Source organism: Sphaerotilus montanus (assembly GCF_013410775.1).
GTDB classification, from domain to species: domain Bacteria; phylum Pseudomonadota; class Gammaproteobacteria; order Burkholderiales; family Burkholderiaceae_C; genus Sphaerotilus; species Sphaerotilus montanus.
Genome location: NZ_JACCFH010000001.1, coordinates 3,701,301 through 3,723,694 on the forward strand (window position 1 = coordinate 3,701,301; position 22,394 = coordinate 3,723,694).

Here is a 22,394-nt window from a genome sequence, read left to right on the forward strand (position 1 = left end):
GGATACCTTTTGCGCCCGCGACAGGTTTGTCAGGGCGATGCAGGGCTTCGAATAATGAAACGGACTGGTTTCAAGGCACGAGTTACCACTCGAATATGGGGGTGGCGATGCATATTGTTTGTCCAAGGCCTGTTCGATGGGCTCACCAATTTGCGGGGGTCGACCGCGGTAATGGATTGCCGCCCCCTGTTTCCGTGATGAATTGGAGTTCGTTTTTTCAGATTGGATATAACAATGGAATCCATGCGGGCAAGCCTGGACAGACAGGCAAGGGGAACAAGAATGGCAGATGAATCCGAATTCCAGGTGGCGATCCTGTTGCCGGTGCAAGGCACCGACGAGGCACTCGACCGAACCGTGGCCAGCGTGCTGGCGCAGACCGAAAGGCGCTGGACACTGTGGCTGATCGAGTCGGAGGACGCGCGCGGCCGCGCCGCGCGCTGGCTCGGGACGGACCCGCGCGTTCGGCGCCTCCCGCATGCGGGCGGTGGGCGGGCGGCTGCGCTGGGCGCAGCGCTGGCCCGGTGTCCGGGCGATTACCTGGTGTTCCTTGATGCGGAGCACAGCTGGGAGCCTGGTTTTCTGGCGTTGACGACGGCCTTCCTGCGTGCGAATCCGCTGGAAGACCTGGTCTGCATGGAAGCGGTCACGCCGTCGGGCCGGCCTGCCGTGGTCCGCCGCGCGATCTTCCGCGAGCGGGGCGCGCTGTGCGCGGCGCTGGATCTGCCGGCGGGCACCACGCCCGACGGCGCGCTGGATGGCGCCGTCTGGTACCGCGGCGAGCTGGCGCAGCATCTGCGCTGGGGCGAATACAGCCGGATGGCCGTGACGCTCATGACGTCGGATGCCGCCCTGCGGCTGGCGCCGGCACTGGGCCGCGAGAGTGCCGCGCTGGAGTACCGCCTGCAGGCCCGGCTGGCCAGGACTTCCGCGGTGAACCTGCTGGCGTTGAGGGGGGCGGTCCAGCAGCCGGTGGCCTGGTCGGCCGCGCAGGAGCTGCAGCAGGAGCGGGCCGCGCTGGAGGTGTTCGACGAGATCCACGGCCACCAGCGGGAAGTCGATCCGGAAGTCGCCCGCCTGCGCCGCGAACGTCTCGCGCGGCTCCAGCGATCGCCGGCCCTGCGGCTGCTCGGGCATGGCCTCGGTCTGGCCCGCCACGCCGCGCGCGCGGTGGTGTGCTCCGCCGGCCTGTCTGGTGCCCACCGTTCGCGTGGCGCCACCCCCCTGGGCCTGGGCGGGCCGCAGGTGCATCACCCGCGCTGACCCCGATCGCAGCGCCGCACGTTGACTGCACCACCCATTCAGGCGCCCGAAAACAAGGGGGTGAACTGGGTGCAATTCTATTTGCATGCCGAATGCGTGATGGATTTTGTTTTGATTTCCCCGTTCCCGGAAATAATTGAAATCAGCTGTTCCATTCCTGTGTGGATGGTTCCCGAAAGCAATATTACTCACCTGGATTCATGAAGTGACAAAGTACGCAGTGGCTCCGATCTGTCTTTTCGTGCACGCACGGGAGGCCTTGACGCGGCAAACCGTGGCCTCGCTGCTGACCAACCGGCTGGCGGCCGTGAGCGAGTTGCATGTGTTTTGCGACGGGCCGCGCCCGGGCCAGGAAAGCCGCGTGCGCGAGGTGCGCCAGTACGTGCGCTCGATCACCGGATTTGCCCGGGTCGTGCTGCACGAGCAGGCGGTCAATCTGGGGCTGTCGCGGTCTGTCATCGGCGGCGTGTCCGAGATGCTGAAGACGCACGAGCGCGTGATCGTGCTGGAAGATGATCTGGACCTCTCGGCCGGCTTCCTGGACTTCATGAACCAGTCGCTGCAGGCCTACGAGGCCGATCCGCGGGTGATGAGCGTGTCGGGCTACGCATTCCCGATCCGGCATGCCCGCGAACAGGCGCAGGACGCCGTGTTCGGCCTGCGTGCATCGTCCTGGGGCTGGGCCACCTGGCGGGACCGCTGGCAGGCCATCGACTGGGAGGTGTCCGACTACGCCCGCTTCCGCTGGAACCCGGTCCGCCGGTTCCAGTTCAACCGCGGCGGCAGCGACCTGTCCCGGATGCTGGACCGCCAGATGGCCGGCCAGATCGATTCCTGGGCCATCCGGTTCTGCTATCACCAGTTCCGCCACGGACTGGTCGATGTCTTCCCGGTTCGCTCGCTGGTCGAGAACATCGGTTTCGGCGAAGGTGCCGCGCACTGCAGGCAGGATGTACGCGGCTGGACTTCCGAGAGGATGGAGACCGCGCCGACCCGGTTCCGTTTGCCGGTGGACGTCAGCACGGATCCCGACGTGCTGCGGCAGTTCCGCAGCTTCAACAGCCTGACCGCCCGGGCCGTCCGGGTGGCGAAGCGCCAGTGGTTGTCGCTGGCGGAGCGGTTCGGTCTGCCCCGATCAGCGCCTGTCGCGTCGCCACCCAAGGGCCCGAGCCTGCTGGGTCCCCTGTCGCCGCGGTAAGTGGCGCGCGGCCCGCAGCGCACTGCGCCAGAGCGGGCGCTGCGGGTCCTGTCCGTGTGCCGCATCGGCATAGCGCCACTGGCTGAGCAGTTCCAGCGGGCGCCGAAGTTCGGTCAGATCGGCCGTGGTCAGGGTGGCCAGATGCGCCAGCAGGCCGGCCGGTGCCAGGTGGTCCGGGACCGCGTAGCCGCGGCGCCGCAGGGCCTGCCGCAGGCGTTCATGGCCCCGCAGCCATGGATCCTGCTGCAGCCGCCGCGTGCGCAGCGCCACCCAGATGGCGCCGATGCCCACGGCGGCGGCGAATGCACCGGCCAGCGACTGTCCCAGCGCACGGCTGTCGACGCTGTCCCATCCCAGCGCGCGCAGCAGGTCCTGCTGCCGGTGGGTCGAATAGCCCAGCACCCACTGGTTCCACTGGTGCTCCGCCGCACCCCAGAGCGCGCGCGCCTGTGCGAGCAGGCGGGGATCGAGATCGACCAGCGTCTGGCCGACCAGCCCGCGCGGAGTGGCCAGACGTTCGCCGCGCTGGACGCGCTCGGGGGCGACGGCACCGGTCGGGTCGAGGCGCACCCAGCCTCGGCCGCCTTGCCAGTATTCGACCCAGGCGTGCGCGTCGCGCTGGCGTACCTCCAGAACGCCATTGAGCGGATTCACCTGACCCCCCAGATACCCGGTGACGATGCGTGCCGGCACGCCCCAGCGGCGCAGCACCACGACGACCGCGCTGGCGTAGTGCTCGCAGAAGCCGGCGCGCTGGTCCAGCCAGAAGCTGTCCACCGGGTCCGGGCCGGACAGGCCGGGGGCCAGGGTGTAGACAAAGGGCCGCTGGCGGATGTGGTCCAGCAGCCACTGGGCCCGGCGGGCGCTGTCGCCGAGGGCCGCCCCCGTGCTGGCACCGTGTTCGTCGGCCCAGGCGAGGGTGCGCGGATGCTGACCGCCGGGCAGCGCGAGATAGGGCTGCCAGCGCGGATCGTCCGCCCGAACCGGTTCGGCGGGGGGCGTGGCGGCGTCATGCACCGGGGTGTCGAGCACGGCGGTGGCCTGTACGCGCAGGCGCTCCGTCAGCGGCTGATCGCTGGTCCACGCCCCTTCGGGCTCGTGCCGCCAGCGGTGCTCCGGGCCGGCATCGGGCAGCGTCGGTCCGGTCCGGGCGTTTTCCAGCAGCGGCAGCGTGGACAGGCCCAGCGGCTCGACCGTCATCTCGTAGCGCAGCGTCCGGGCCGGCGCAGCGGGTACGGTCGGTTCGGCCTCCGGCAGGAACCGGCGTCGGCGCTGCCAGCCGCTGCCTTCCGGCTCACTCAGCACCGGGCCGCGGAAATACAGCTGTGAAGGTGCCGGCGCAGGACCGTCGAACTGCAGGCGCAGCGCGACCGTGTCGTCCTGCGCCAGTTCGGCCACGTCGCCCAGCGACAGGTGGTCGGACAGGCCGGTGCGGGCGGTGCCGGGCCCGGGCATCGACCACAGCGGCGCGACCCGCGGGAAGAGCAGGAACAGCGCGACCACCAGCGGCAGGCCCGTCAGCAGCAGCCGGGCCGACAGCGCCAGGGCCTGCCGCAGCGGCGGCGGTGTCTGCAGGCGGTCGGGCAGGTGGGCGAGCACCAGCGCGGCCAGCAGCAGCCACACCGACAGGCCCATCGCGAGCGCCATGACCAGCGACTGCGCGTGCAGGAAATTGGCCAGCACCAGGAAGAAGCCGAGGTAGAAGACGACCGTCGCATCCCGGCGCGCGCGCAGCTCCAGCGTCTTCAGCGCCGACAGCACGACCAGCAGCGTCACGCCGGCTGACGGGCCGAGCAGCGACTGGTGGCTGATCAGCGTGCCGGCCGAGGCACCGGCCAGCGCGAGCAGCATCAGGTGCCGTGACGGCAGGGCGCGGCCGCTCCACGCCAGCCACGCCCGCCAGCCCAGCGCGGCATAAGCCAGCACCGCGCACCACAGGGGCACCTGCGTGCACTGCGGCAGCAGCGTCCAGGCCAGCACCGCCAGCAGGAACAGCGTGTCGCGGGACTCGCGTGGCAGGGCGACCCGGCTCACGGCGGACTCCAGAGCGCGAGGGTGTCCAGACACTGCCGCCGGTGCTGCGGGCCGATGCCTTCCGCGATCGACAGCGTGCCGAGGCTGAGCCGGTAGGGTTGCCCCAGGGCTTCGGCCTGCAGCACCCAGGCGCTCAGGCGGCGCAGGCGGGTTTCCGGGTCGAGGTCGGTCAGACGGTCGCCGTCCAGATGCAGCCCGCGGGCCTGCCGTGCCGGAGGTGTTTCCCGCACCAGCAGGCCGCCGCCCGCAGCGAGGCTGCGGGCAGAGCGGCGCCACAGCACCTGCGCCGGCCGATCTTCGCGCCGCCAGGGCCGCACGCCTTCATCCTCGCCGGGTTCTGGCTGGGGGGCGTGCCGGCGCAGCGGGGCCTCGGCTGGATCGGTGCTGGCGGACTGGGGCACCGGCGGTGCATCGACCTCCGGGGCGGGCCAGGCCAGCGGCTGCTGCGCGATCCGCCACACGGCCCAGACCCGGAAGAGCCCGAGCGGGAACCGGCTGCTGAACTCCAGTGCAGGCAGCGTCTGCCGTCCGCGGTGTGCGAGCCTGCGGGGCAGGTGCCGCCGTGCGTCCGGATCGGGCGACACGTCGACCGGCAGGTCCGCAGGCTCGTCCCGCCAGCGCACCACCAGACCATGGCGGCCGAGATGGGCCGGATGGCGCCAGCCGGTGCGGCGGGTCTCGTCCTGCACGGTGATCTCGATGTCGACCATCTCCCCGACGAACCCCGCCTCGCCGACCCGCGCGCTCAGGCGCAGGCCGCTGAGCGTCGCGTGGGTCGCGTGCAAGGCCACCAGCGCGGCGCTGGACAGGGTGAAGGTCAGCAGGTGGCCGAGGTTGAGCTGGTAGTTGATCGAGGCCAGCAGCAGGCAGCCCAGCAGCACGCCGTACACGAAACCGGAGCCGGTCGGCACGATGTAGAGCGTGCGGTGGTCCAGGCGCAGCGTGTCGGTGCGCGGGTGGCGCCGGTCCCACCAGGCCTGCCAGCGCGTACGCCATCCGGACAGCCGGGGCATGCTCAGACGAGCCGGACCGATTCGAGCATCGCGCGCACCTGCGCAACCCGGCCGCGGCCGGCGCCGCTGCGTGGCTGCAGGCGGTGGGCCAGCACCGGCACGGCCAGCGCCTGCAGGTCCTCGGGCGTGGCGTGGGTGCGGCGGGCGAGCAGGGCCCGCGCCCGTGCCGCCCGCAGCCAGGCGATCGCCGCCCGCGGCGACAGGCCCTGCGTGAACCACTGGCCGCCGCGGGTGGCGGCGAGCAGCGCCTGCAGGTAGTCCAGCAGCGCGGGGGCGACATGGATGCGCTGCACGGCGGCCTGCGCCGCCAGCAGCTCCTGCGCCGACATCACCGGCTGCAGGTGCCGCACGGCTTCGCGCCGGTCGTGGCCTTCGAGCAGCGCCCGCTCGGCTGCCGGGGCCGGGTAGCCCAGCGTGAGGCACATCAGGAAGCGGTCGAGCTGGCTTTCGGGCAGGGCGTAGGTGCCCAGCTGCTCGGCCGGGTTCTGGGTGGCGATGACGAAGAAGGGGCTGGGCAGGGCGCGCGTCTCGCCGTCGAGGGTCACCTGGCGCTCCTCCATCGCCTCCAGCAGCGCGCTCTGGGTGCGCGGCCCGGCGCGGTTGATCTCGTCGGCCAGCAGCACCTGCGTGAACACGGGGCCTTGATGAAAGACAAATCCCTCGCGCGTGCGCTCGTAGACACTGATTCCGACCAGATCGCTGGGTGTCAGGTCGGCGGTGAACTGCACTCTGGAGAACTGCAGGCCGACCGAAGCGGCCAGCGCCTGGGCGAGGGTGGTCTTGCCGACACCGGGAACGTCCTCGATCAGCAAGTGGCCACCGGCGAGCAGGCAGGCCACGCTGTCGAGGATCTGTGCATGCTTGCCGACCACCACCGAGCCGATCTGATCGACGAGGCGCTCCAGCGTCTCGGTCAGGGGAATTGCCGGAGCCGGAGGTGTCAGGAGTGTGTGATGTGGGCGGTTCATCATCGGTGATACCTTACCCGAACCGAAACCGAAACGAAGCTTGAGGGACAACACAGCGGGCGGCGGACGCCCGGTGTGCCAGACAACATGAGCACTGCCTTTTATTCCCATCCCGACTGCCGCGGCCACGACATGGGCCCCGGCCACCCGGAGTGCCCCCAGCGCCTGGACGCGATCGAGGACCACCTGCTCTCCACCGGGCTGGACATCGCGCTGCTGCGGCCCGACGAGGTGCCGCTGGCGAAGCACTCGGACCTGATGCAGGCGCACAGCGAGGGCTACCTGCTCGAACTCGACGAGTTCATGCAGCAGGCGGTCCTGACCGGCGAGCACCGTGCGCTCGACCCCGACACCACCGTCTGCCCCGGCACGCGCCAGGCGATGCTGCGGGCGGCGGGCGCGGCCGTGGCGGCGACCGACGCGGTGATCGACGGCACCTACCGCAACGCCTTCTGCGCCATCCGCCCGCCCGGCACCACGCCACGCGCTCGGAGGCGATGGGCTTCTGCTTCTACAACAACGTCTGCATCGCGGCGCGCCATGCGCTGAACGTGCGCGGCCTGCAGCGGGTGGCGATCATCGACTTCGACGTCCACCACGGCAACGGCACCGAGGACATCATCGCCGGCGACGAGCGGGTGCTGATGTGCAGCTTCTTCCAGGACCAGCTCTACCCCTACAGCGGTGGCGTGCCGATGGGTGACAACATGGTCAACGTGCCGGTGCCGGCCTACACGCGCGGCATGGACGTGCGCGAGCTGATCGACATGTACTGGATTCCGCGGCTGGAGGAGTTCAGGCCCGAGATGGTCTTCATCTCCGCCGGCTTCGATGCCCACCGCGAAGATGATCTGGGGCAACTCGGGCTGGTCGAGGCCGACTACGCCTGGATCACGCAGCGCCTGGTCGACATCGCCGACCGCTACAGCAAGGGCCGCATCGTGTCGTGCCTGGAAGGAGGCTATGTGCTGAGTTCGCTGGCGCGCAGCGTCGCGGCCCATCTGCGGGTGCTGGCCGACGTCTGAGCCGTGGGCGGACGCTGCTCCGCGACCGATCAGCGCGAGGCGGTGTGCGTGCCAGTGTCCGCCGGTTCGGTGGTGAATTCGACCTCGATGCGCAATTGCGAGCGCACCGGGCGCCCGTCGAGTTCGCCTGGCACGAAGGCACTGCGCAGGAAGGTCTGCCGGGTGGCCTCTTCCAGCGCGGCGGGCAGCCCGCTGTCCTGCGCTGCATCGACACGCACCCGCTGCACCACGCCCTGGTCATCAATGAACAGCGTCAGCACCGCGCGGAAGTGCCCGGTGGGCGCCAGTTCCGGATAGAACAGGTCGATGGACTGCTGCGGTGCCGGACCGCGGGTGAGCAGGCGACTCGGCAGGTACTCCGCATCTGGATCGCCCGCCTGTGCGGCGGTACCGGCACCGGTCGGCGGCAGCTGTTCCATCCTCTCCAGCAGGGTCGGTGCCGATGGCGATGTCGTGCGGGCGGCCTGTGCCGATGCCGGGATGGTGGCTATCTGCTGTGTCGGCTCGGGGGCCGGGATGGTACCGCTCGACCGGTGCGCGGTCTCGATCCGGACCGCCACGCCGTGCTGATGGGCGGCCTCCCCGCGTGCCCCGCCTGCCTGCGCAAGTGCCTGGGCCGTGCTGGACAGCAGTACGCCGAGGTGCAGCAGCACCGACCCGGCCACACAGCCCGCCAGCAGCGCCCGCCGCTGTGCCATGTCAGTTCAGCTCGCGCCAGGCCGCACGCCGCAGGGTGTTGGAGCGGTTGCCGAGGCCGACTCCCGCGGCTTTCAGCTGCGTGCTCTGGTCGCGCTTGGTGAAAAAGGCGCTGACCCGGCCGGTGCTGTCCATCACGCGGCTGACGCCGACGATGAGCGAGTTCGAGACCTCGACGTCCCGCACATCGCCCGAGGGCAGCAGGAACTGGTAGAGGAAGGAGCTGCCGCCATTGCCGCAGGGGTCGCCGTTCGGCACGGTCGAGGCGAATGCGATCAGGCCCGAGGCCAGCGGAATGCCGTCCAGCGACACCCGCTCGCCGCTGGACTGGTCCAGGTCGACGTACCAGCCGTTCTGGGCATTCCAGTTGACGGACTGGGCGTCGTCGAGACGGCGGTTGCTGTTGAGTTTCTGGCGGACCAGCTTGGCGTTCGGGTCTCGGAGCGGGCCGAGGCCGGTGCTGTCGAGCGTGTCGCGGATGGAGTAGATCGTCTGCAGGCCGGTCGAAGTCAGATCGGCGTTGTTGAGCAGACGCCCGGTGCCGAAGGAGACGACGGTGATCGGCATGTTGTCGTTCACCAGTTCCGTGAGCACCGGCTTGCCGGTGATGGGCTGCGGCACGAGGTTCGGCCCCAGTGCCTGCCCGAGCAGCGTGGCCTCGATGCCGGAGGGGGCTACCCGGTCATCGTGGTCGAACCGCCAGAGGTTGCCGAGCATGTCGCCGGCATAGAAACGCAGCGCGGTGTTGTCCGCGTCGCTGGGCACCCAGGCGTTGAGGCGGCCCAGGTTGCTCGGCGTGGAGGCGTCACCGGCAGTGGTGATGATCTCGCCTGCACCGGTGCGCAGCTTGCCGGTCAGTGCGTCCAGCAGATAGAGTCGGCCGCGGCCGTCACCGACGTTGTTGATGCCCGAGGTGAAGGCGACCAGCCAGGTGCCCTTGGCATCCTTGGTGATCACCGGGTTGCCGAAGGTCAGGCCCAGATTGGTGTCCGAGAATTCCCAGAGCAGTGCGGGGGACGCCGGGTCGGTGATGTCGAGCGCGTAGTAGTAGCGGCCCCCAGCCCCCATGCCGCCCACGAGGATGGTGCGCCACTGGCCGTTGGCGTAGACATCGCCGATGGTCGGGGTCGCGTCGAGCAGATTGATGTGGGCGGCGTCGTAGCCCACGTCTGCCAGCCGCCGCACATGGGGCAGCACGCCGCGCGGCACGAAGGCCCACAGTTCATCACCCCCGGCGGGGTCGTTCTCGTTCTCGCCGACCTGGAAGGCGTGGAGCATGCCGTCGTTGGCGGCGGCATAGACCATCTTGGTGCGTTTCGCGTGGTCGGTGATGAACTGGCTGTAGCCGGCATCGCCGTACTTGAAGGGCGGCTTGGCGACGTAGACCGGCGCGGCATTGACGATGTCACCCAGGCGGGAATAGCGGTTGCGAAACACCTGGTTGTCCGGGGCGGCGGCTCCCATCTGGAACTGCGTGTCGCCCCGCAGGAAGTTGACCAGGTTCTCGCCGGTGGCCTTGGCCCGCGCGGCGGTCGTGAGGCGGCTGCATTGCGACAGGGGACGGGTGCCGGCGCACAGATCGTCGAAGTCCGAGTTGTATTGCAGGGCAGCCAGGTTGGCGTAGGTGAAGTCGAGGAGCTTGTCGGCGCCGTTGCCGAACAGGATGCGCCGGGGGCGGGCGGTCAGGTTGCGGGAGTCGAGCCGGGTCTTCGCGCTCCAGATGACCTTGCTGTCGCTGGTGTCTGGCGCGATCAGGCCGGCGGTGACGGCGTCGGTGCTGAACTGGAAGGCGCGCAGGTCGCCGTACCAGGTGGGCGAGTTGCTGTAGCTGGGCAGGAAGACCCAGTTGTCGCCGGTGACCGGCGTGAGCGAACTGGCCGAGGCTGCCGCGCTGGAACCCGCATCCTTGCTGATCTCGTTCAGCGTGGTGCCGATGGCATCCGACAGGGTCTGCGGGTCGGTGGCCGAGAAGTACTGGCCACGGCCGTTGACGGCGGCGTGCCACAGGTCGTCGATGTGGGTGGCGTTGGTCTGATTGTCGACCAGTGTGCCGGCCGGTACAGGCCATTCCTTGCTGTTGCGGCCGGCCACGATGTCGGCGTAGTCGCCGGTGGTCTGGGTGAGGTAGTTGCGGTCGTAGGACAGGGTGCCGCGCACGCCCAGGCCGACGGTGAAGGTGTTGAGGTGCTGGTGGGTCGCGGTGTCACGCTTGGTGACCGGCACGTTGTTGGGGAAATCGGCGCGCAGGTCGGTGGCCCAGAAGTACTGGGCCACGTCGGCCAGCGAGTTGCTGTCACCGCCGCCGGCTGCGCCGGTGCTGTCCTTCATGGGGCGTGCAGCGAGCCCGTCTTGCTGACCAACAGGTGTTCTTCCATCTAGGGAAAACGGTCCATAGGTGCTGGTCTCGTAACCGACGGCATCATTTCTTCCCTTGTTCCAGTAGCCATCCGTCGACAACAGTGCGTAATTTCTCTGACATGAGTACTTAATTGGATCGGAGATCTGATCCGGTACCTTATGAGCGAAATAGCGTCCCACCTTGGACAGCGCACCTCGCAGTGGTGTGTAGCCTTCTTTTGTCTGCGCCGTGTACAGCAGGTCATAGAAGCTGCTGCGCTGGGTCGGGTTGAAATCCTTGATGTCTAGGAAGCTGCTGCTGGTGACGCTGCTGTCGCTGATAACGGTGAAACCGACCCGGAAGCCGTCCCCGATGTTGCGGAAGGCTTCGCCGGTGGCCGTGCGCATCAGCAGTCGGCGGGTGCGGTAGTAGGCGTACCAGTTGGCGTATTTCTGCTGTATTTCGGCCGACGTCGTGCTGTCGAGCGTCACCTTGACGAACTGGTCCGAGGCCACGGTGGTGCTAAGGGCGCAGTCCGCGTAGAAAGCGGTGGACTTGTCGACGACACCACTGGTGGTATAGGTCCAGGACAGTGCAGGCAGATTCTTGTCGTTCTTGTAGGCGTAATAGTGCCGGCCGTTCAGTGAGGTCGTCCCTGCCGAGGGGTTGAACCCATCGTCCGGTGCTCCAGTGAACGCGACATCAGGATAGGACGTACCATCCGCACGGACTGGCGGTTTGTAGGGCAGTGCTGGATTGAACGCCAGACCATTGCACTGTGACGAGTACGCGCCGTAGTTTTCGAAGTCCTTGCCGGTCCAGTCGGGAATCCCGACATCGTCCGGCATGTAGGAATAGCCCATCGAGCCGGAATCGTCCAAGATGAACATGATGTTCGGCTTGACCTGGGACAGCGAGGCGTTCAGCGGGACGTTGGACACATCGATCAGCGCCGCCTGGGCGCCGCCGCCGATCGTCCCGCAGGCCAGCGCCGCGGCGAGGGCCAGTCGGGCGGGAGGTTGGTGGCACGGATGCATGGGTCTCTTGGCGGTTCGGAACATCGCAGTTGGGCTCGGGGCCTCAGAAGTGCACCAGTGTCTCGGTGGTGCTGACCGTGTTGCGCGCGCCCTGGGCGCGCACGACGATGCGGTAGTACTCGGCCATGGTGGTGGAGCCGATGCGCACCGGGTTCTGGCTGTTGATCTCGCCACGTTCGCTCGTGACTTGGCTGCTGGCGTTCAGCGGGCGCGGGCACTGATTGGTGCCGACGGTCGAACTGCCAGCCTCCGAGCACAGCCGCACGATCAGGAAGCGCGCCGTGATCTGGTTGGCCAGCGATTTCGCCTGCGTCTGCAGGCAGGCGGCCGGGGTCGGGCCGCGCTGCGAGCGGCAGCTGTCGTTGTTCCAGTCGATGGCGACCCGGCTGCTGGAGGTGCTGGTCGATGTCGGATCGAGCCCGGGAACCAGTTGCGCCCAGTAGCCCTGGTCGCGCTGGGTGACATTCAGGCTCTCCGGCGCATTCTTGTGCTGTGTTTCGAGCCACTGGATGGCGAGCCGGGTCGCCTCGTCCGCTGCCAGCAGGGTGTCCTGCTTGAAGCTCAGATTGCCCAGGATGGTCGTGCCGGTGTCGACCGAGCGGATCATCGCCACCGCGGCCAGCGACAGCGCCACCACCGTGATCATGGCGAACAGCAGCGAGACGCCCCGCTGCCGGTTGCGGTGCTGGGAGGTCGGAGTGACATTCATCGCGAGGTGGTCCATGGGCGGCTCACGCGGGCTGCCAGAGCAGGTTGCGCAGGGGGATCACGGTCTCGAAGACCTTGTAGCGGTAATTGCGCCAGTCATCGCCCGCGCCGGGCGGGGCCTTGTCGACATGCAGTGGCGTGGGCGTCACGCCATCCGGATACCAGACCGGCCGATCGGCCGTGACCCACTCCTTGCCTGCGGTGTTCGGGCGCTGCTCGTTCTGCGTGCTGCGGGCAACCACGGCCACCCGCACGGCCACGACCCGCTGCCAGCCCTTGGCAGTGGTTGGCGACGCTGGGGTCCAGACATCGGCCACCTGGTCGGCCGTCACGCTGGTATCGATGCCGTAGACCGCCTGCAACTGCACGATCTGCGGATACAGGTCGTCGGCGACGCGCTGGCCGGTCTTGCTGTCGAAGGACACCTGTCGCAGGTGGTAAGGCGCCTGCGATGCCGGTGTGTCGCACTGTGCGTCGCCCAGCCCGGTCAGGCAGTAGCGGCGGCTGACCAGCGTGCCCAGGTCGAGCAGAAGACTGCCGGCGGGGTACGACACGTCGGTGCTCTGGATGCCCGGAAAGATGGTGCTGCCGAGATCCTGGTTCCACGGGCCGTCGGCGCCGGCATCGTGGAAAAGCTGGTTGCTGCCCGCCACGGGCTCGGCGCTCAGGTTGAACAGGCTGCAGTAGCGTGACTGGTCGGTCTGGTCCGGGGTCGGCACGGGCACGGCCAGCATCAGGTCGCCCTTGTGGTGGCCCAGGCCGGTGTTGGCGCCAATGACGAAGACGTTGCTGCCCTGGGTGTGGCCGCCGGCGACACGGGTTGGCAGCGCGAAGTCCGTGTGGTCGCTCATCAGCACATCCAGGCTGTCGGGGGTGCCGCTGTCGCCACCATCGGTGATGACCACCGGTGCCAGCGTGCGCTCGAACCGACCGACCACACCGAAACGCTGGCCGACCATGCGGCAGCCGGTGGCGCCACCTTCGCTCGTGCCGTAACCACTGGCCTGCACGTCACGCTGCAGGGTCTGCAGGGCCAGCGCGCCGTTGACCTGGGCATCGGAGCCGGCGGTGATGGTGCGCTTGCGGCCCTCATAGACCGTGGTGACCTGTGCGATCACGAGGACGGCGAGCAGGCCGATGACCATGCCGACCATCAGTTCGATCAGCGTGACGCCGCGCTGGGCGGCTGGGAGGAAGGGGGACGCGGTCATGGCGCTCGGGGTCAGGGCAGGGCGGGATTCGGATTGATCGCGGTCGTGGTCTCGAACTGGTGCTGGTCGTCGCTCGGCGCTTTCCAGGTCACCTTGACCGTGACCTGACCGGGTTCGGTCTTCGATACCAGGGCTTGGCCGGCACCGGTCGGCAGGCGCTCGCTCACACGTTCGCGCCAGCGCTGGCAGGGTGGATGGCTGGCGCAGGCACCGGCGTCGTAGAGCGCCAGGTTGCGGCTGTCGGTCCACATCAGGCCGACCAGGTCGCTGGCGAGGTAGGCGGCATCGGCGCGGTACTTGGCGCTGCTGCTCGCGCGGGTCATCGAGGCCTGCAGTCCGACCAGCCCGAGCACGGCCAGCGCGAAGATGAGCAGCGCAATCAGCGCTTCCAGCAGGACGAAGCCGTCCGGTTTCGGGGCCGGGGGCTGTTGTGGTGTGCGGCGGGTGGTCACGCGGGCCTCCTCAGTTCACCAGGCAGCGACGGGTGTCGCGCGGATCGGTGGCGGCCGGATCGCAGGTGCGCACTGCGCCACCGGTGTTCAGCATCACATGCAGCGTGCGGGTGGTGCTGCTGCCGGGGTGGGTGATCACGATGCAGCGGATCGGGGCGGGGTCGGTCTGCGCACGGCCGAAGCCGTTGAACACGACCTGGGCACGGCCGGTGGCACTCTGGCAGCTGGCATCGCGCACTTCCACCTGGACACCCGCCGAGCCGTCGCCGCGGGCGTGGCGCTCCACCAGCCGGGTGCCGGTCGTGGCGCCCAGCGGCTGGCCACACTGGCCCGCCGGACTGTCCAGACTCACGACCCACGATGCCGAGGTGGCCGACAGCGCACAGGAGTTGTCCAGCGTGCCCGGCTGTGCCTCGTTGGACACCAGCGAGAACATGACCGGTTCGTTGCGCTGTACCGCCAGGGCCCGGGCGCGGTTCAGGCCGCTGCTGATCGATTCGGCGGCATTGCGGATCTCGATGTCCAGCATCCAGTCGCGCACCACCGGCGTGACCGCCAGCAGGAGCGCGGCCAGCACGGCCACCGTCACCATCAACTCGATCAGCGTGAAGCCACCCGTGCTGCGTGGGAACGCCACCGGCATTGCCATGTTCAGCACTCCGAGCCGCGCTTGAGCCAGCAGGCCTTGCTGACCGCGTTGCCCTTGAACTGGATGGTGCCTTGTTCGCCCGCCTCGTTGAGCGTGTAGTCGTGGCCTTTGGTGTGCGGGCTGGTGCCGGTGGCGGTGAGGGTGTAGGCCTGGTTGCCGTTGGTGCCGCTGAGCTGGCAGGCGTAGCTGAACTTGGCCCCGTTGTCTGGCACGCCAGAGAACTTGATCTTGCCTTCGGCGCAGGTCTTGGTGCCGTACTGGCGGTTGTCCTGGTAGTACTGCTCCATGGCCACACGCTGGCTTGACAGGGTGCTGAAGGCTTCCGGCAGCTCGCCGCGGCGCAGGTAGTCGGTGTACGCCGGCAAGGCGATGGACGCCAGGATGCCGATGATGGCTACGACCACCATCACTTCGAGGAGCGTGAAGCCGCGCGCACGCGGCGTGTGCCGACCGGTGGCAGGAGCGCGGGCAAGGTCAGTGGCAGGAAAGGAAGCGAAGGCGGGCAGGGCCATGTCGGCAGGCGACCGAGTAATCGCGCAAAAATGAAAGAGTGGCTGGATGCTAGGCGCCCCGTGCCCCTGCGTCACGCGGGCTGGCTGCCGTTGGTCGCCTCCAGCGGGCCGTTCGTCGGCTGGATTGCCGCGGTGTCGCCCCACCACGGCTGCACGCTTGCGGCGACAATAGAAGATTGGCAACAGACAACCTACCAAGACTCCATGGCCCAGTACGTTTTCACGATGAACCGCGTCGGCAAGATCGTGCCGCCGAAGCGGCAGATCCTCAAGGGCGTCTCGCTGTCCTTCTTCCCCGGTGCCAAGATCGGCGTGCTCGGCCTCAACGGCTCGGGCAAGTCGACGCTGCTGAAGATCATGGCCGGCATCGACAAGGACATCGAGGGCGAAGCCACCCCGATGCCCGGTCTGAAGATCGGATATCTGCCGCAGGAGCCGCAGCTCAACCCGGACCAGACCGTGCGTGAAGCCGTCGAGGAAGGCATCGGCGGCGTGATCGCCGCCAAGAAGCGCCTCGACGAGGTCTACGCGGCCTATGCCGACGAGAACGCCGACTTCGACGCGCTGGCGGCCGAGCAGGCCGAGCTGGAGTCGATCATCGCCGCGGCTGGCAGCGAGAACACCGACCTGCAGCTGGAAATCGCCGCTGACGCGCTGCGTCTGTCGCCGTGGGATGCCGTGATCGGCAACCTGTCCGGTGGTGAAAAGCGCCGCGTGGCACTGTGCCGGCTGCTGCTGTCCAAGCCCGACATGCTGCTGCTGGACGAGCCCACCAACCACCTGGACGCCGAGTCGGTCGAGTGGCTGGAGCATTTCCTGCAGCGCTTCACCGGCACGGTGGTGGCCATCACCCACGATCGCTATTTCCTCGACAACGCCGCCGAGTGGATCCTGGAACTCGACCGTGGCCAGGGCTTCCCGTACAAGGGCAACTACTCCGACTGGCTGGAAGGCAAGGGCAAGCGCCTGGAGCAGGAGCAGAAGACCGAAGACGCCCGTGCCCGCGCGATGAAGATCGAACTGGAATGGGTGCGCAAGAACGCCAAGGGCCGTCAGGCCAAGAGCAAGGCGCGTCTGGCCCGCTTCGAGGAACTGAGCGACGTCGATTACCAGAAGCGCAACGAGACCAACGAGATCTTCATCCCGGTGGCCGAGCGCCTGGGCAATGAAGTGATCGAGTTCGACGGCGTCACCAAGAGCTTCGGCGATCGTGTGCTGATCGACAACCTGAGCTTCAAGGTGCCAGCGGGCGCCATCGTCGGCATCATCGGCCCGAACGGCGCCGGCAAGTCGACGCTGTTCCGCCTGATCCAGGGTGTCGAGAAGCCGGACACCGGCGACGTCAAGATCGGCAAGACGGCGCGCCTGGCCTTCGTGGACCAGAGCCGCCAGAGCCTGGACGACACCAAGACGGTGTGGCAGGACGTCTCCGGCGGTCTGGACAACATCGTGGTCGGCAAGTTCGTCATGCCCAGCCGCGCCTACATCGGCCGCTTCAACTTCAAGGGCAACGACCAGCAGAAGCTCGTCGGCAGCCTGTCGGGCGGTGAACGGGGCCGTCTGCACCTGGCCAAGACGCTGGCACAGGGCGGCAACGTGCTGATGCTGGACGAACCGTCGAACGACCTGGACGTCGAAACCCTGCGCGCGCTGGAAGAGGCGCTGCTGGAGTTTGCCGGCTCGGCCATGGTGATCTCCCACGACCGCTGGTTCCTGGACCGCATCTGCACGCACATCCTGGCGGCCGAAGGCGACTCGCAGTGGGTCTTCTTCGACGGCAACTACCAGGAATACGAGGCCGACAAGAAGCGTCGCCTGGGCGAAGAGGGTGCGCGTCCGAAGCGCTTCCGCTACAAGGCCCTCAAGTGAAGCGGCTGCGAACTGGTGTTAAATTGATTCGAACCTTGACCTGCAACGCTTCCGGAGCCCGCGCATGAAACAGATCACCGCCATCATCAAGCCCTTCAAGCTCGAAGAGGTCCGCGAGGCCCTGGCCGAAGTGGGCGTCACCGGCCTGACCGTCACCGAGGTCAAGGGGTTCGGTCGCCAGAAGGGCCACACGGAGCTCTACCGTGGCGCCGAGTACGTGGTCGACTTCCTGCCGAAGGTGAAGATCGAGGTGGTCGTGAAGACGGTGGACGTCGATCGCTGCCTGGAGGCCATCGTCAAGGCGGCCAAGACGGGCAAGATCGGCGACGGCAAGATCTTCGTGACCCCGGTGGAGCAGGTCATCCGCATCCGCACCGGCGAGACCGACGAAGCAGCGGTCTGAGCGTCCCTGAGTCTTTGATTCAGGCCATGAACCGGTGCCACAGGGCTGCAGCCCAGAGGGCACCGGTCAGCGCCAGACTGAGGAAGACGGCCGCGCTGCCAAAGTCCTTGGCCCGCTTGGCGAGTTCATGCAGTTCGAACGAGATGCGGTCGACCGTGGCTTCCACGGCCGAGTTGAGCAACTCGACGACGAGCACCATCACCACGCTGCCGGCGAGCAGGGCGGTCTCTACCCAGTTCCTGCCCAGCCAGAAGGCCAGCGGAAGCAGGATGACGGCGAGCCAGGTTTCCTGGCGAAAGGCGCTTTCGCCGCGGTAGGCGCTGCAGAGGCCGTCGAGCGAATAGCCCGCGGCGTGGCGGATGCGGTCTAGGCCGGTGCGGCCTTTGTGGGGATTGGACATGGTGGCGCGGATTGTGCCAGCGCTCTCCTGGCGTGCGCGCGCCGTTCAGCGGCGCCGCGGTGCCGGACGCCAGGTGACGAGTCGTGTCTCGCAGAGGCGGTCATGCAGGAACTGGCGGTCTGGCAGCAGGCGCGTCAGGATGGCATAGGCCGCCATGCCCGCCAGCAATGCCAGTGCGTATTCGCCAGAACTGTGGAGGTTCAGCGCCCCAGCCACCCCCAGTGCCGGAAGAAACCACATCCAGCTCAGCGCATACCGGGCCAGTGCACCGCGCCACCCCAGCGGGCGTCCGTCCAGTCGGACCACCCGGACGTGCCAGGTTTTCATCGCGACTGTCTGGCCACCATGGACCCAGAACCATGCGAAATACAGCCCCAGCACCGCGAACAGGAACCCTTGCAGCTCCAGCCGTCCCTGTAGTGCGTGACGCTGGTCGGTGAGGGTCGAGAACAGCAGGCCGGACACCATCAGCACACCGAACAGGACCACGCCTTCATAGAGCATGGCTGCGAACCGCCGCCGCAATCCCGGCGTGGGCAGGGTGGCCGGATCGGCATCTTCAGGGGTGTAGGGCAGGGCAGTCCGGGGAGCCATCAGGGAATGATCTTGCGGGAATCAATGGGGGGCGGGCGGCACGGCGGGCATTGCGCCGGCTCCTTGCGGGCCACGCTGGGGCAGCAGCGTCTCGTCCTGGACGAACTCCGGTGTGCCGGCAATCTTCGGCATGCCGCTCTGCTGGTGGCGCGGAGGGGTGGGCGGCTTGCTGATCGGACGGGTGCTGGCACCGACGCCGGCCTGCACCGTGCCTGGTGCGACCGACTGCGGTTTCGCCGTCTGCTGGGGCGTGGCCACGATGTTCGATTTGGGCTGTACGCTGGCAGCAGACAGGGTCTTGCGTGCTGCCGCGGGGGTCTGTGCCGCTGATGCCGCGAGCGGCCGGTTGCCGGCCTGGGCGAGCAGTGCCTGACGCTCCTCGGCCGGCAGGCTCTGGTACGCCTCCCAGCGGGTCTGGCGCTCCGTGGCGGGCACCTTCCGCAACTCTTCGAAATTGATGCGCGCTGCATTGCGCTGGGTCGGACTCATGGTGGCCCATTCGACCATGCGTTCGTGCAGGCGCTCCTGCTGCACCGCCGGGAGACCGGCGTAGCGGCTGGCGACGTCACGCCACTTCTGCTTGCGCTGGTTGTCGATCCCGTTCCACTGGCGCTGCAGTGGCTGGAGCGCCTGACGTTCGCTGGCGCTGAGTTCCGTCCATGCCGGACCCGACGGACCAGCAGGCCGGCCTTGCGCAGCGACCTGCATCGAGAGCGCCAGTGTCAGCGTGACCAGCACCGTTTGAAATGCCATGGTCTCAGCTTCCTGCAGAGGCGAGCAGGTCGGAGGGCGCTTCCGCCGGCGCCACGACCGGCACCAGCACTTCGGGCGGGCGCCGCAGGAATTCGCCGAATCCTTCGTCGAGGTAGGCCGCCGGAGGCAGGTCGTCGCCGAGAAGCTCCGTGTCGATCTGGGCTGCGCGCGCGATCTGCTCCCGGGACTCCCATTCGCCGAGGCCGCTCAGCCCCAGTGCGAGCACCAGGGTCGGCACCAGCCATCCCAGTCGGCTCCACCAGACCGATTCGCCCGGGCCACCCATGCGTCCGAGCGCGACCGTGCCGGTGCGCACATCGACGCCAACGACCGAGATGTCCGACGCCGCCTCGGTCTGCGGGCGTTTGCTCGCCATCGCCTGATGGCGGGCCTGCGCGAGTGCCTGCATGCGTGCCACACGCAATCGCTCGCTGATGTCATGCGGCAGCGACTGGGCGTCGGCTTCGAGGCGGGCGGTCAGTCGCAACGCGAAGCGTGCCTCCAGGGCGTCTGCTTCTGCGGGCAGTCTGGTTCGTGCAGTCGACACGGTGTTCACAGTGAAATTCCCTTGGCTTTGAGCGCTTTGGCCAATGCATGCACTGCGCGCGAACAGTGCGTCTTGACACTACCTTCCGAGCAGCCCATGGCCGCGGCTGTCTCGGCAACATCCATTTCCTCCCAGTAACGCATAAGGAAGGCTTCACGTTGACGAGTTGGCAGCGTCGAGACCGCTTCTTCGATGTGCTGCAAGGTCTGTACCCGTGCAAACGCACTGTCGGCACTTTCGGTATCGCCCGCGGTGGTTTCGGTGGCCAGGTGTTCCAGCAGATCGAAATCTGCATCGCCATCGGCGCCCTCGAAATCGGAGAAGTTCTTCAGGACGCCATTGCGCACCTTCTGGTGGCGAAACCAGTCCATCGTCGCGTTCGACAGGATGCGCTGGAACAGCATCGGCCACTCGCTGGTGGGCCGGTCTCCATAGCGTTGCGCCAGTCGAATCATCGCGTCCTGGACGATGTCGAGCGCGGCATCTTCATCACGCACCATGTAGACGGTGCGCTTGAAGGCGCGTTTTTCGACACTTTGCAGGAAGTCGGATAGTTCTTGATCTGCGGCCAAGGAATTTGCGCCAGGTGGTGTCGGCGTGCAGTGTGGGCGGGGGAGCCGAGGGTGTCGGGTCAGCGGCCGCGATTATGGCACCCGCTGCCTTTGCGGCGTCGTGCAGCAAGGCGCTCCCCAAGAGTGCGATAATCCCGCCTTCGCACGACGCGTGCAATGGTCTGCGCCGATCGCCCGACCCGGGAGACCGCGTGAACGACCCCCCGGCACCGATCCCACCCCACGAGGGCGCGGGGAGGCGCACCGATCGATTTTCGTCAGAGAAAACCCGAAAGGTTCATCCAAATGGACATGTCTGCTGCTGAACAAAAGCGTGCCGCCTCGACGGCCACTGCCACGCGCGACACCGCGCCCGCTGCCGAGATCAATGGTTCGGAAATCCTGGTCCGCAGTCTGCAGGCCGAAAACGTCGAATTCATCTGGGGCTATCCCGGTGGATCGGTGCTCTACATCTACGACGCGCTCTACAAGCAAGAGACGATCCAGCACGTTCTGGTGCGCCACGAGCAGGCGGCGGTGCATGCTGCGGACGGCTATGCCCGTGCGACCGGCAACGTCGGCGTGGCCCTGGTCACGTCCGGCCCCGGCGTCACCAATGCGGTGACCGGCATCGCCACGGCGTACATGGACTCCATCCCGATGGTGATCATCACCGGGCAGGTGCCTACGGCCGCGATCGGTCTGGACGCCTTCCAGGAGTGCGACACCGTCGGCATCACGCGTCCGGTCGTCAAGCACAACTTCCTGGTGAAGGACGTGCGCGATCTGGCCGTCACCATCAAGAAGGCCTTCCACATCGCCCGCACTGGCCGCCCCGGTCCCGTGGTCGTGGACATTCCGAAGGATGTGTCGCTGAAGATGGCCGCATTCCACTATCCGGAAACGGTCGAGATGCGCTCGTACAACCCGGTGCGCAAGGGCCATGGCGGCCAGATCCGCAAGGCGGTCGCGCTGCTGCTGTCGGCCAAGCGCCCCTATATCTACACCGGCGGCGGCGTGATCCTGGGCAATGCCTCGGCCGAGCTGCGCGAGCTGGTCGATCTGCTGGGCTATCCGGTCACGAACACGCTGATGGGTCTGGGCGCCACGCCGTCCACCGATCCGCGTTTCCTCGGCATGCTGGGCATGCACGGCACCTACGAAGCCAACATGACGATGCAGAACTGCGACGTCCTGCTGGCAGTCGGTGCACGCTTCGATGACCGCGTGATCGGCAACCCGAAGCACTTCGCCTCGGTCGAGCGCAAGATCATCCACATCGACATCGACCCGTCGTCGATCTCCAAGCGCGTCAAGGTGGACATCCCCATCGTCGGCGACGTGAAGGACGTGCTGCAGGAGCTGATCACCCAGATCCGCGAGCACCAGCAGCGTGCCGAGCCGGCCGCGATGAACGCCTGGTGGGCGCAGATCAACGAGTGGCGTGGTCGCGAGTGCCTGAAGTACAAGAACTCCGACGAGGTCATCAAGCCGCAGTACGTGGTCGAGACCCTCTGGAACCTGACCCGCGGCCGTGACACCTACATCACGTCCGACGTCGGCCAGCACCAGATGTGGGCGGCGCAGTACTTCGGCTTCGACGAGCCGCGTCGCTGGATCAACTCCGGCGGTCTGGGCACGATGGGTGTCGGTCTGCCGTACGCGATGGGCATCAAGCTGGCCAAGCCCGAGTCGGACGTGTTCTGCATCACCGGCGAAGGCTCGATCCAGATGTGCATCCAGGAGCTGTCGACCTGCCAGCAGTACCAGACGCCGGTCAAGGTCATCAGCCTGAACAACCGCTACCTGGGCATGGTGCGCCAGTGGCAGGAACTGGACTACCAGGGCCGCTACTCGCACAGCTACATGGACGCGCTGCCGGACTTCGTGAAGCTGGCCGAGGCCTATGGCCACGTCGGCATCAAGATCGAGAAGCCCTCCGAGGTCGAACCGGCCCTGAAGGAGCTGATCCGCCTGAAGGACCGCACCGTGTTCCTCGATGTGCGCACCGACCGGACCGAGAACGTCTGGCCGATGGTCAAGGCGGGCAAGGGCATCTCCGAGATGCTGCTGGGCTCCGAGGACCTGTGACGCACCAGGGGCGCTGAGCCCCTTCCATCCGACCGATTGTGGACAGGCGCATGGGGTGCGCCGGCGGTTACCGCTGCCGGTG

At 67.6% G+C, this 22,394-nt stretch carries 20 protein-coding genes and 1 pseudogene; 6 read left to right on the forward strand and 15 right to left on the reverse strand.

The annotated features are described in order from the left end of the window. Nucleotides 1–282 precede the first annotated feature (282 nt). Entirely contained in the window at nucleotides 283–1,263 is a 981-nt protein-coding gene (locus BDD16_RS16850; protein WP_179635009.1) for a glycosyltransferase family A protein, read from the forward strand. Nucleotides 1,264–1,522: 259 nt separating this feature from the next. After that, the gene (locus tag BDD16_RS16855; protein ID WP_179635010.1) at nucleotides 1,523–2,461 is read left to right on the forward strand and encodes a sugar transferase; all 939 of its coding nucleotides are present in this window, start codon (nucleotides 1,523–1,525) and stop codon (nucleotides 2,459–2,461) included. Here the strand turns inward: BDD16_RS16855 and BDD16_RS16860 are convergent. Genes BDD16_RS16860 through BDD16_RS16870 form a run of 3 tightly spaced genes read right to left on the reverse strand, consistent with a single transcriptional unit; the run spans nucleotide 2,399 to nucleotide 6,476 of the window. Continuing rightward, complete coding sequence (locus BDD16_RS16860) at nucleotides 2,399–4,495, reverse strand: transglutaminase TgpA family protein (RefSeq protein ID WP_179635011.1); 2,097 nt, start codon at nucleotides 4,493–4,495, stop codon at nucleotides 2,399–2,401. The two genes, BDD16_RS16855 and BDD16_RS16860, sit on opposite strands and share 63 nt — an antisense overlap. Further along, nucleotides 4,492–5,508, reverse strand: coding sequence for a DUF58 domain-containing protein (locus tag BDD16_RS16865; protein ID WP_179635012.1), 1,017 nt, complete (start codon nucleotides 5,506–5,508; stop codon nucleotides 4,492–4,494). The genes BDD16_RS16860 and BDD16_RS16865 overlap by 4 nt, the downstream gene beginning before the upstream one ends. Before the next feature lie 2 nt (nucleotides 5,509–5,510). Continuing rightward, entirely contained in the window at nucleotides 5,511–6,476 is a 966-nt protein-coding gene (locus BDD16_RS16870; RefSeq protein ID WP_179635013.1) for an AAA family ATPase, read from the reverse strand. 87 nt (nucleotides 6,477–6,563) lie between these two features. Here BDD16_RS16870 and BDD16_RS16875 point away from each other — a divergent pair. Then, nucleotides 6,564–7,501 (forward strand): annotated as a pseudogene (locus BDD16_RS16875) (histone deacetylase family protein). Nucleotides 7,502–7,530: 29 nt separating this feature from the next. Here the strand turns inward: BDD16_RS16875 and BDD16_RS16880 are convergent. From BDD16_RS16880 to BDD16_RS16910, 7 genes are read right to left on the reverse strand one after another with little or no spacing between them, the layout of a single operon-like run. Continuing rightward, nucleotides 7,531–8,199 carry an energy transducer TonB gene (locus tag BDD16_RS16880; protein ID WP_179635014.1) on the reverse strand — a complete coding sequence of 223 codons (669 nt, stop codon included), beginning with the start codon at nucleotides 8,197–8,199 and terminating at the stop codon, nucleotides 7,531–7,533. Nucleotide 8,200: 1 nt separating this feature from the next. Continuing rightward, nucleotides 8,201–11,572, reverse strand: coding sequence for a pilus assembly protein (locus BDD16_RS16885; protein WP_179635015.1), 3,372 nt, complete (start codon nucleotides 11,570–11,572; stop codon nucleotides 8,201–8,203). A 43-nt stretch (nucleotides 11,573–11,615) separates the two neighbouring features. Further along, nucleotides 11,616–12,281 carry a pilus assembly PilX family protein gene (locus tag BDD16_RS16890; RefSeq protein WP_180552406.1) on the reverse strand — a complete coding sequence of 222 codons (666 nt, stop codon included), beginning with the start codon at nucleotides 12,279–12,281 and terminating at the stop codon, nucleotides 11,616–11,618. A 22-nt stretch (nucleotides 12,282–12,303) separates the two neighbouring features. Then, nucleotides 12,304–13,491 carry a PilW family protein gene (locus BDD16_RS16895; protein ID WP_179635017.1) on the reverse strand — a complete coding sequence of 396 codons (1,188 nt, stop codon included), beginning with the start codon at nucleotides 13,489–13,491 and terminating at the stop codon, nucleotides 12,304–12,306. Nucleotides 13,492–13,502: 11 nt separating this feature from the next. Beyond that, entirely contained in the window at nucleotides 13,503–13,943 is a 441-nt protein-coding gene (locus BDD16_RS16900; protein ID WP_179635018.1) for a PilV family protein, read from the reverse strand. Between the two features lie 10 nt (nucleotides 13,944–13,953). Then, nucleotides 13,954–14,592: a pilus assembly FimT family protein gene (locus tag BDD16_RS16905; protein WP_179635019.1), complete on the reverse strand. Its 639-nt coding sequence runs from the start codon at nucleotides 14,590–14,592 to the stop codon at nucleotides 13,954–13,956. Between the two features lie 2 nt (nucleotides 14,593–14,594). Next, complete coding sequence (locus tag BDD16_RS16910) at nucleotides 14,595–15,104, reverse strand: type IV pilin protein (protein WP_179635020.1); 510 nt, start codon at nucleotides 15,102–15,104, stop codon at nucleotides 14,595–14,597. A gap of 204 nt (nucleotides 15,105–15,308) precedes the next feature. On the opposite strand from BDD16_RS16910, the gene ettA reads away from it, so the two are divergent. Both ettA and BDD16_RS16920 read left to right on the forward strand, forming a co-directional pair. Continuing rightward, entirely contained in the window at nucleotides 15,309–16,973 is a 1,665-nt protein-coding gene (gene ettA, locus BDD16_RS16915; protein ID WP_179635021.1) for an energy-dependent translational throttle protein EttA, read from the forward strand. 64 nt (nucleotides 16,974–17,037) lie between these two features. Further along, entirely contained in the window at nucleotides 17,038–17,376 is a 339-nt protein-coding gene (locus BDD16_RS16920) for a P-II family nitrogen regulator (protein ID WP_179635022.1), read from the forward strand. Between the two features lie 19 nt (nucleotides 17,377–17,395). Here BDD16_RS16920 and BDD16_RS16925 read toward each other — a convergent pair whose 3' ends face one another. The 5 genes from BDD16_RS16925 to BDD16_RS16945 are packed head-to-tail and all read right to left on the reverse strand — an operon-like array spanning nucleotide 17,396 to nucleotide 20,242. Further along, nucleotides 17,396–17,776, reverse strand: a complete 381-nt coding sequence (locus BDD16_RS16925; RefSeq protein ID WP_179635023.1) for a diacylglycerol kinase — start codon at nucleotides 17,774–17,776, stop codon at nucleotides 17,396–17,398. 45 nt (nucleotides 17,777–17,821) lie between these two features. Beyond that, the gene (locus BDD16_RS16930; RefSeq protein ID WP_179635024.1) at nucleotides 17,822–18,370 is read right to left on the reverse strand and encodes an RDD family protein; all 549 of its coding nucleotides are present in this window, start codon (nucleotides 18,368–18,370) and stop codon (nucleotides 17,822–17,824) included. 21 nt (nucleotides 18,371–18,391) lie between these two features. Further along, nucleotides 18,392–19,123, reverse strand: coding sequence for a DUF3106 domain-containing protein (locus BDD16_RS16935; protein ID WP_179635025.1), 732 nt, complete (start codon nucleotides 19,121–19,123; stop codon nucleotides 18,392–18,394). A gap of 4 nt (nucleotides 19,124–19,127) precedes the next feature. Continuing rightward, a complete protein-coding gene (locus BDD16_RS16940; RefSeq protein ID WP_310732864.1) occupies nucleotides 19,128–19,670 on the reverse strand; it encodes a DUF3619 family protein in 543 nt (180 codons plus the stop codon). A gap of 5 nt (nucleotides 19,671–19,675) precedes the next feature. After that, nucleotides 19,676–20,242, reverse strand: coding sequence for an RNA polymerase sigma factor (locus BDD16_RS16945; RefSeq protein WP_179635026.1), 567 nt, complete (start codon nucleotides 20,240–20,242; stop codon nucleotides 19,676–19,678). A gap of 285 nt (nucleotides 20,243–20,527) precedes the next feature. Between BDD16_RS16945 and BDD16_RS16950 the strand changes: the two genes are divergently transcribed. Continuing rightward, nucleotides 20,528–22,312, forward strand: coding sequence for an acetolactate synthase 3 catalytic subunit (locus BDD16_RS16950; RefSeq protein WP_179635027.1), 1,785 nt, complete (start codon nucleotides 20,528–20,530; stop codon nucleotides 22,310–22,312). Nucleotides 22,313–22,394: the final 82 nt, after the last annotated feature.

Bases quoted from the DNA above. Each gene is read 5' to 3' on its own strand.
- BDD16_RS16920 (WP_179635022.1), top strand. From the start codon at position 17,038: ATGAAACAGATCACCGCCATCATCAAGCCCTTCAAGCTCGAAGAGGTC.
- BDD16_RS16850 (WP_179635009.1), top strand. From the start codon at position 283: ATGGCAGATGAATCCGAATTCCAGGTGGCGATCCTGTTGCCGGTGCAA.
- BDD16_RS16910 (WP_179635020.1), bottom strand. From the start codon at position 15,104: ATGGCCCTGCCCGCCTTCGCTTCCTTTCCTGCCACTGACCTTGCCCGC.
- ettA (WP_179635021.1), top strand. From the start codon at position 15,309: ATGGCCCAGTACGTTTTCACGATGAACCGCGTCGGCAAGATCGTGCCG.
- BDD16_RS16905 (WP_179635019.1), bottom strand. From the start codon at position 14,592: ATGGCAATGCCGGTGGCGTTCCCACGCAGCACGGGTGGCTTCACGCTG.
- BDD16_RS16950 (WP_179635027.1), top strand. From the start codon at position 20,528: ATGGACATGTCTGCTGCTGAACAAAAGCGTGCCGCCTCGACGGCCACT.
- BDD16_RS16930 (WP_179635024.1), bottom strand. From the start codon at position 18,370: ATGGCTCCCCGGACTGCCCTGCCCTACACCCCTGAAGATGCCGATCCG.
- BDD16_RS16890 (WP_180552406.1), bottom strand. From the start codon at position 12,281: ATGAATGTCACTCCGACCTCCCAGCACCGCAACCGGCAGCGGGGCGTC.
- BDD16_RS16870 (WP_179635013.1), bottom strand. From the start codon at position 6,476: ATGAACCGCCCACATCACACACTCCTGACACCTCCGGCTCCGGCAATT.
- BDD16_RS16880 (WP_179635014.1), bottom strand. From the start codon at position 8,199: ATGGCACAGCGGCGGGCGCTGCTGGCGGGCTGTGTGGCCGGGTCGGTG.
- BDD16_RS16925 (WP_179635023.1), bottom strand. From the start codon at position 17,776: ATGTCCAATCCCCACAAAGGCCGCACCGGCCTAGACCGCATCCGCCAC.
- BDD16_RS16885 (WP_179635015.1), bottom strand. From the start codon at position 11,572: ATGCATCCGTGCCACCAACCTCCCGCCCGACTGGCCCTCGCCGCGGCG.
- BDD16_RS16895 (WP_179635017.1), bottom strand. From the start codon at position 13,491: ATGACCGCGTCCCCCTTCCTCCCAGCCGCCCAGCGCGGCGTCACGCTG.
- BDD16_RS16935 (WP_179635025.1), bottom strand. From the start codon at position 19,123: ATGGCATTTCAAACGGTGCTGGTCACGCTGACACTGGCGCTCTCGATG.
- BDD16_RS16865 (WP_179635012.1), bottom strand. From the start codon at position 5,508: ATGCCCCGGCTGTCCGGATGGCGTACGCGCTGGCAGGCCTGGTGGGAC.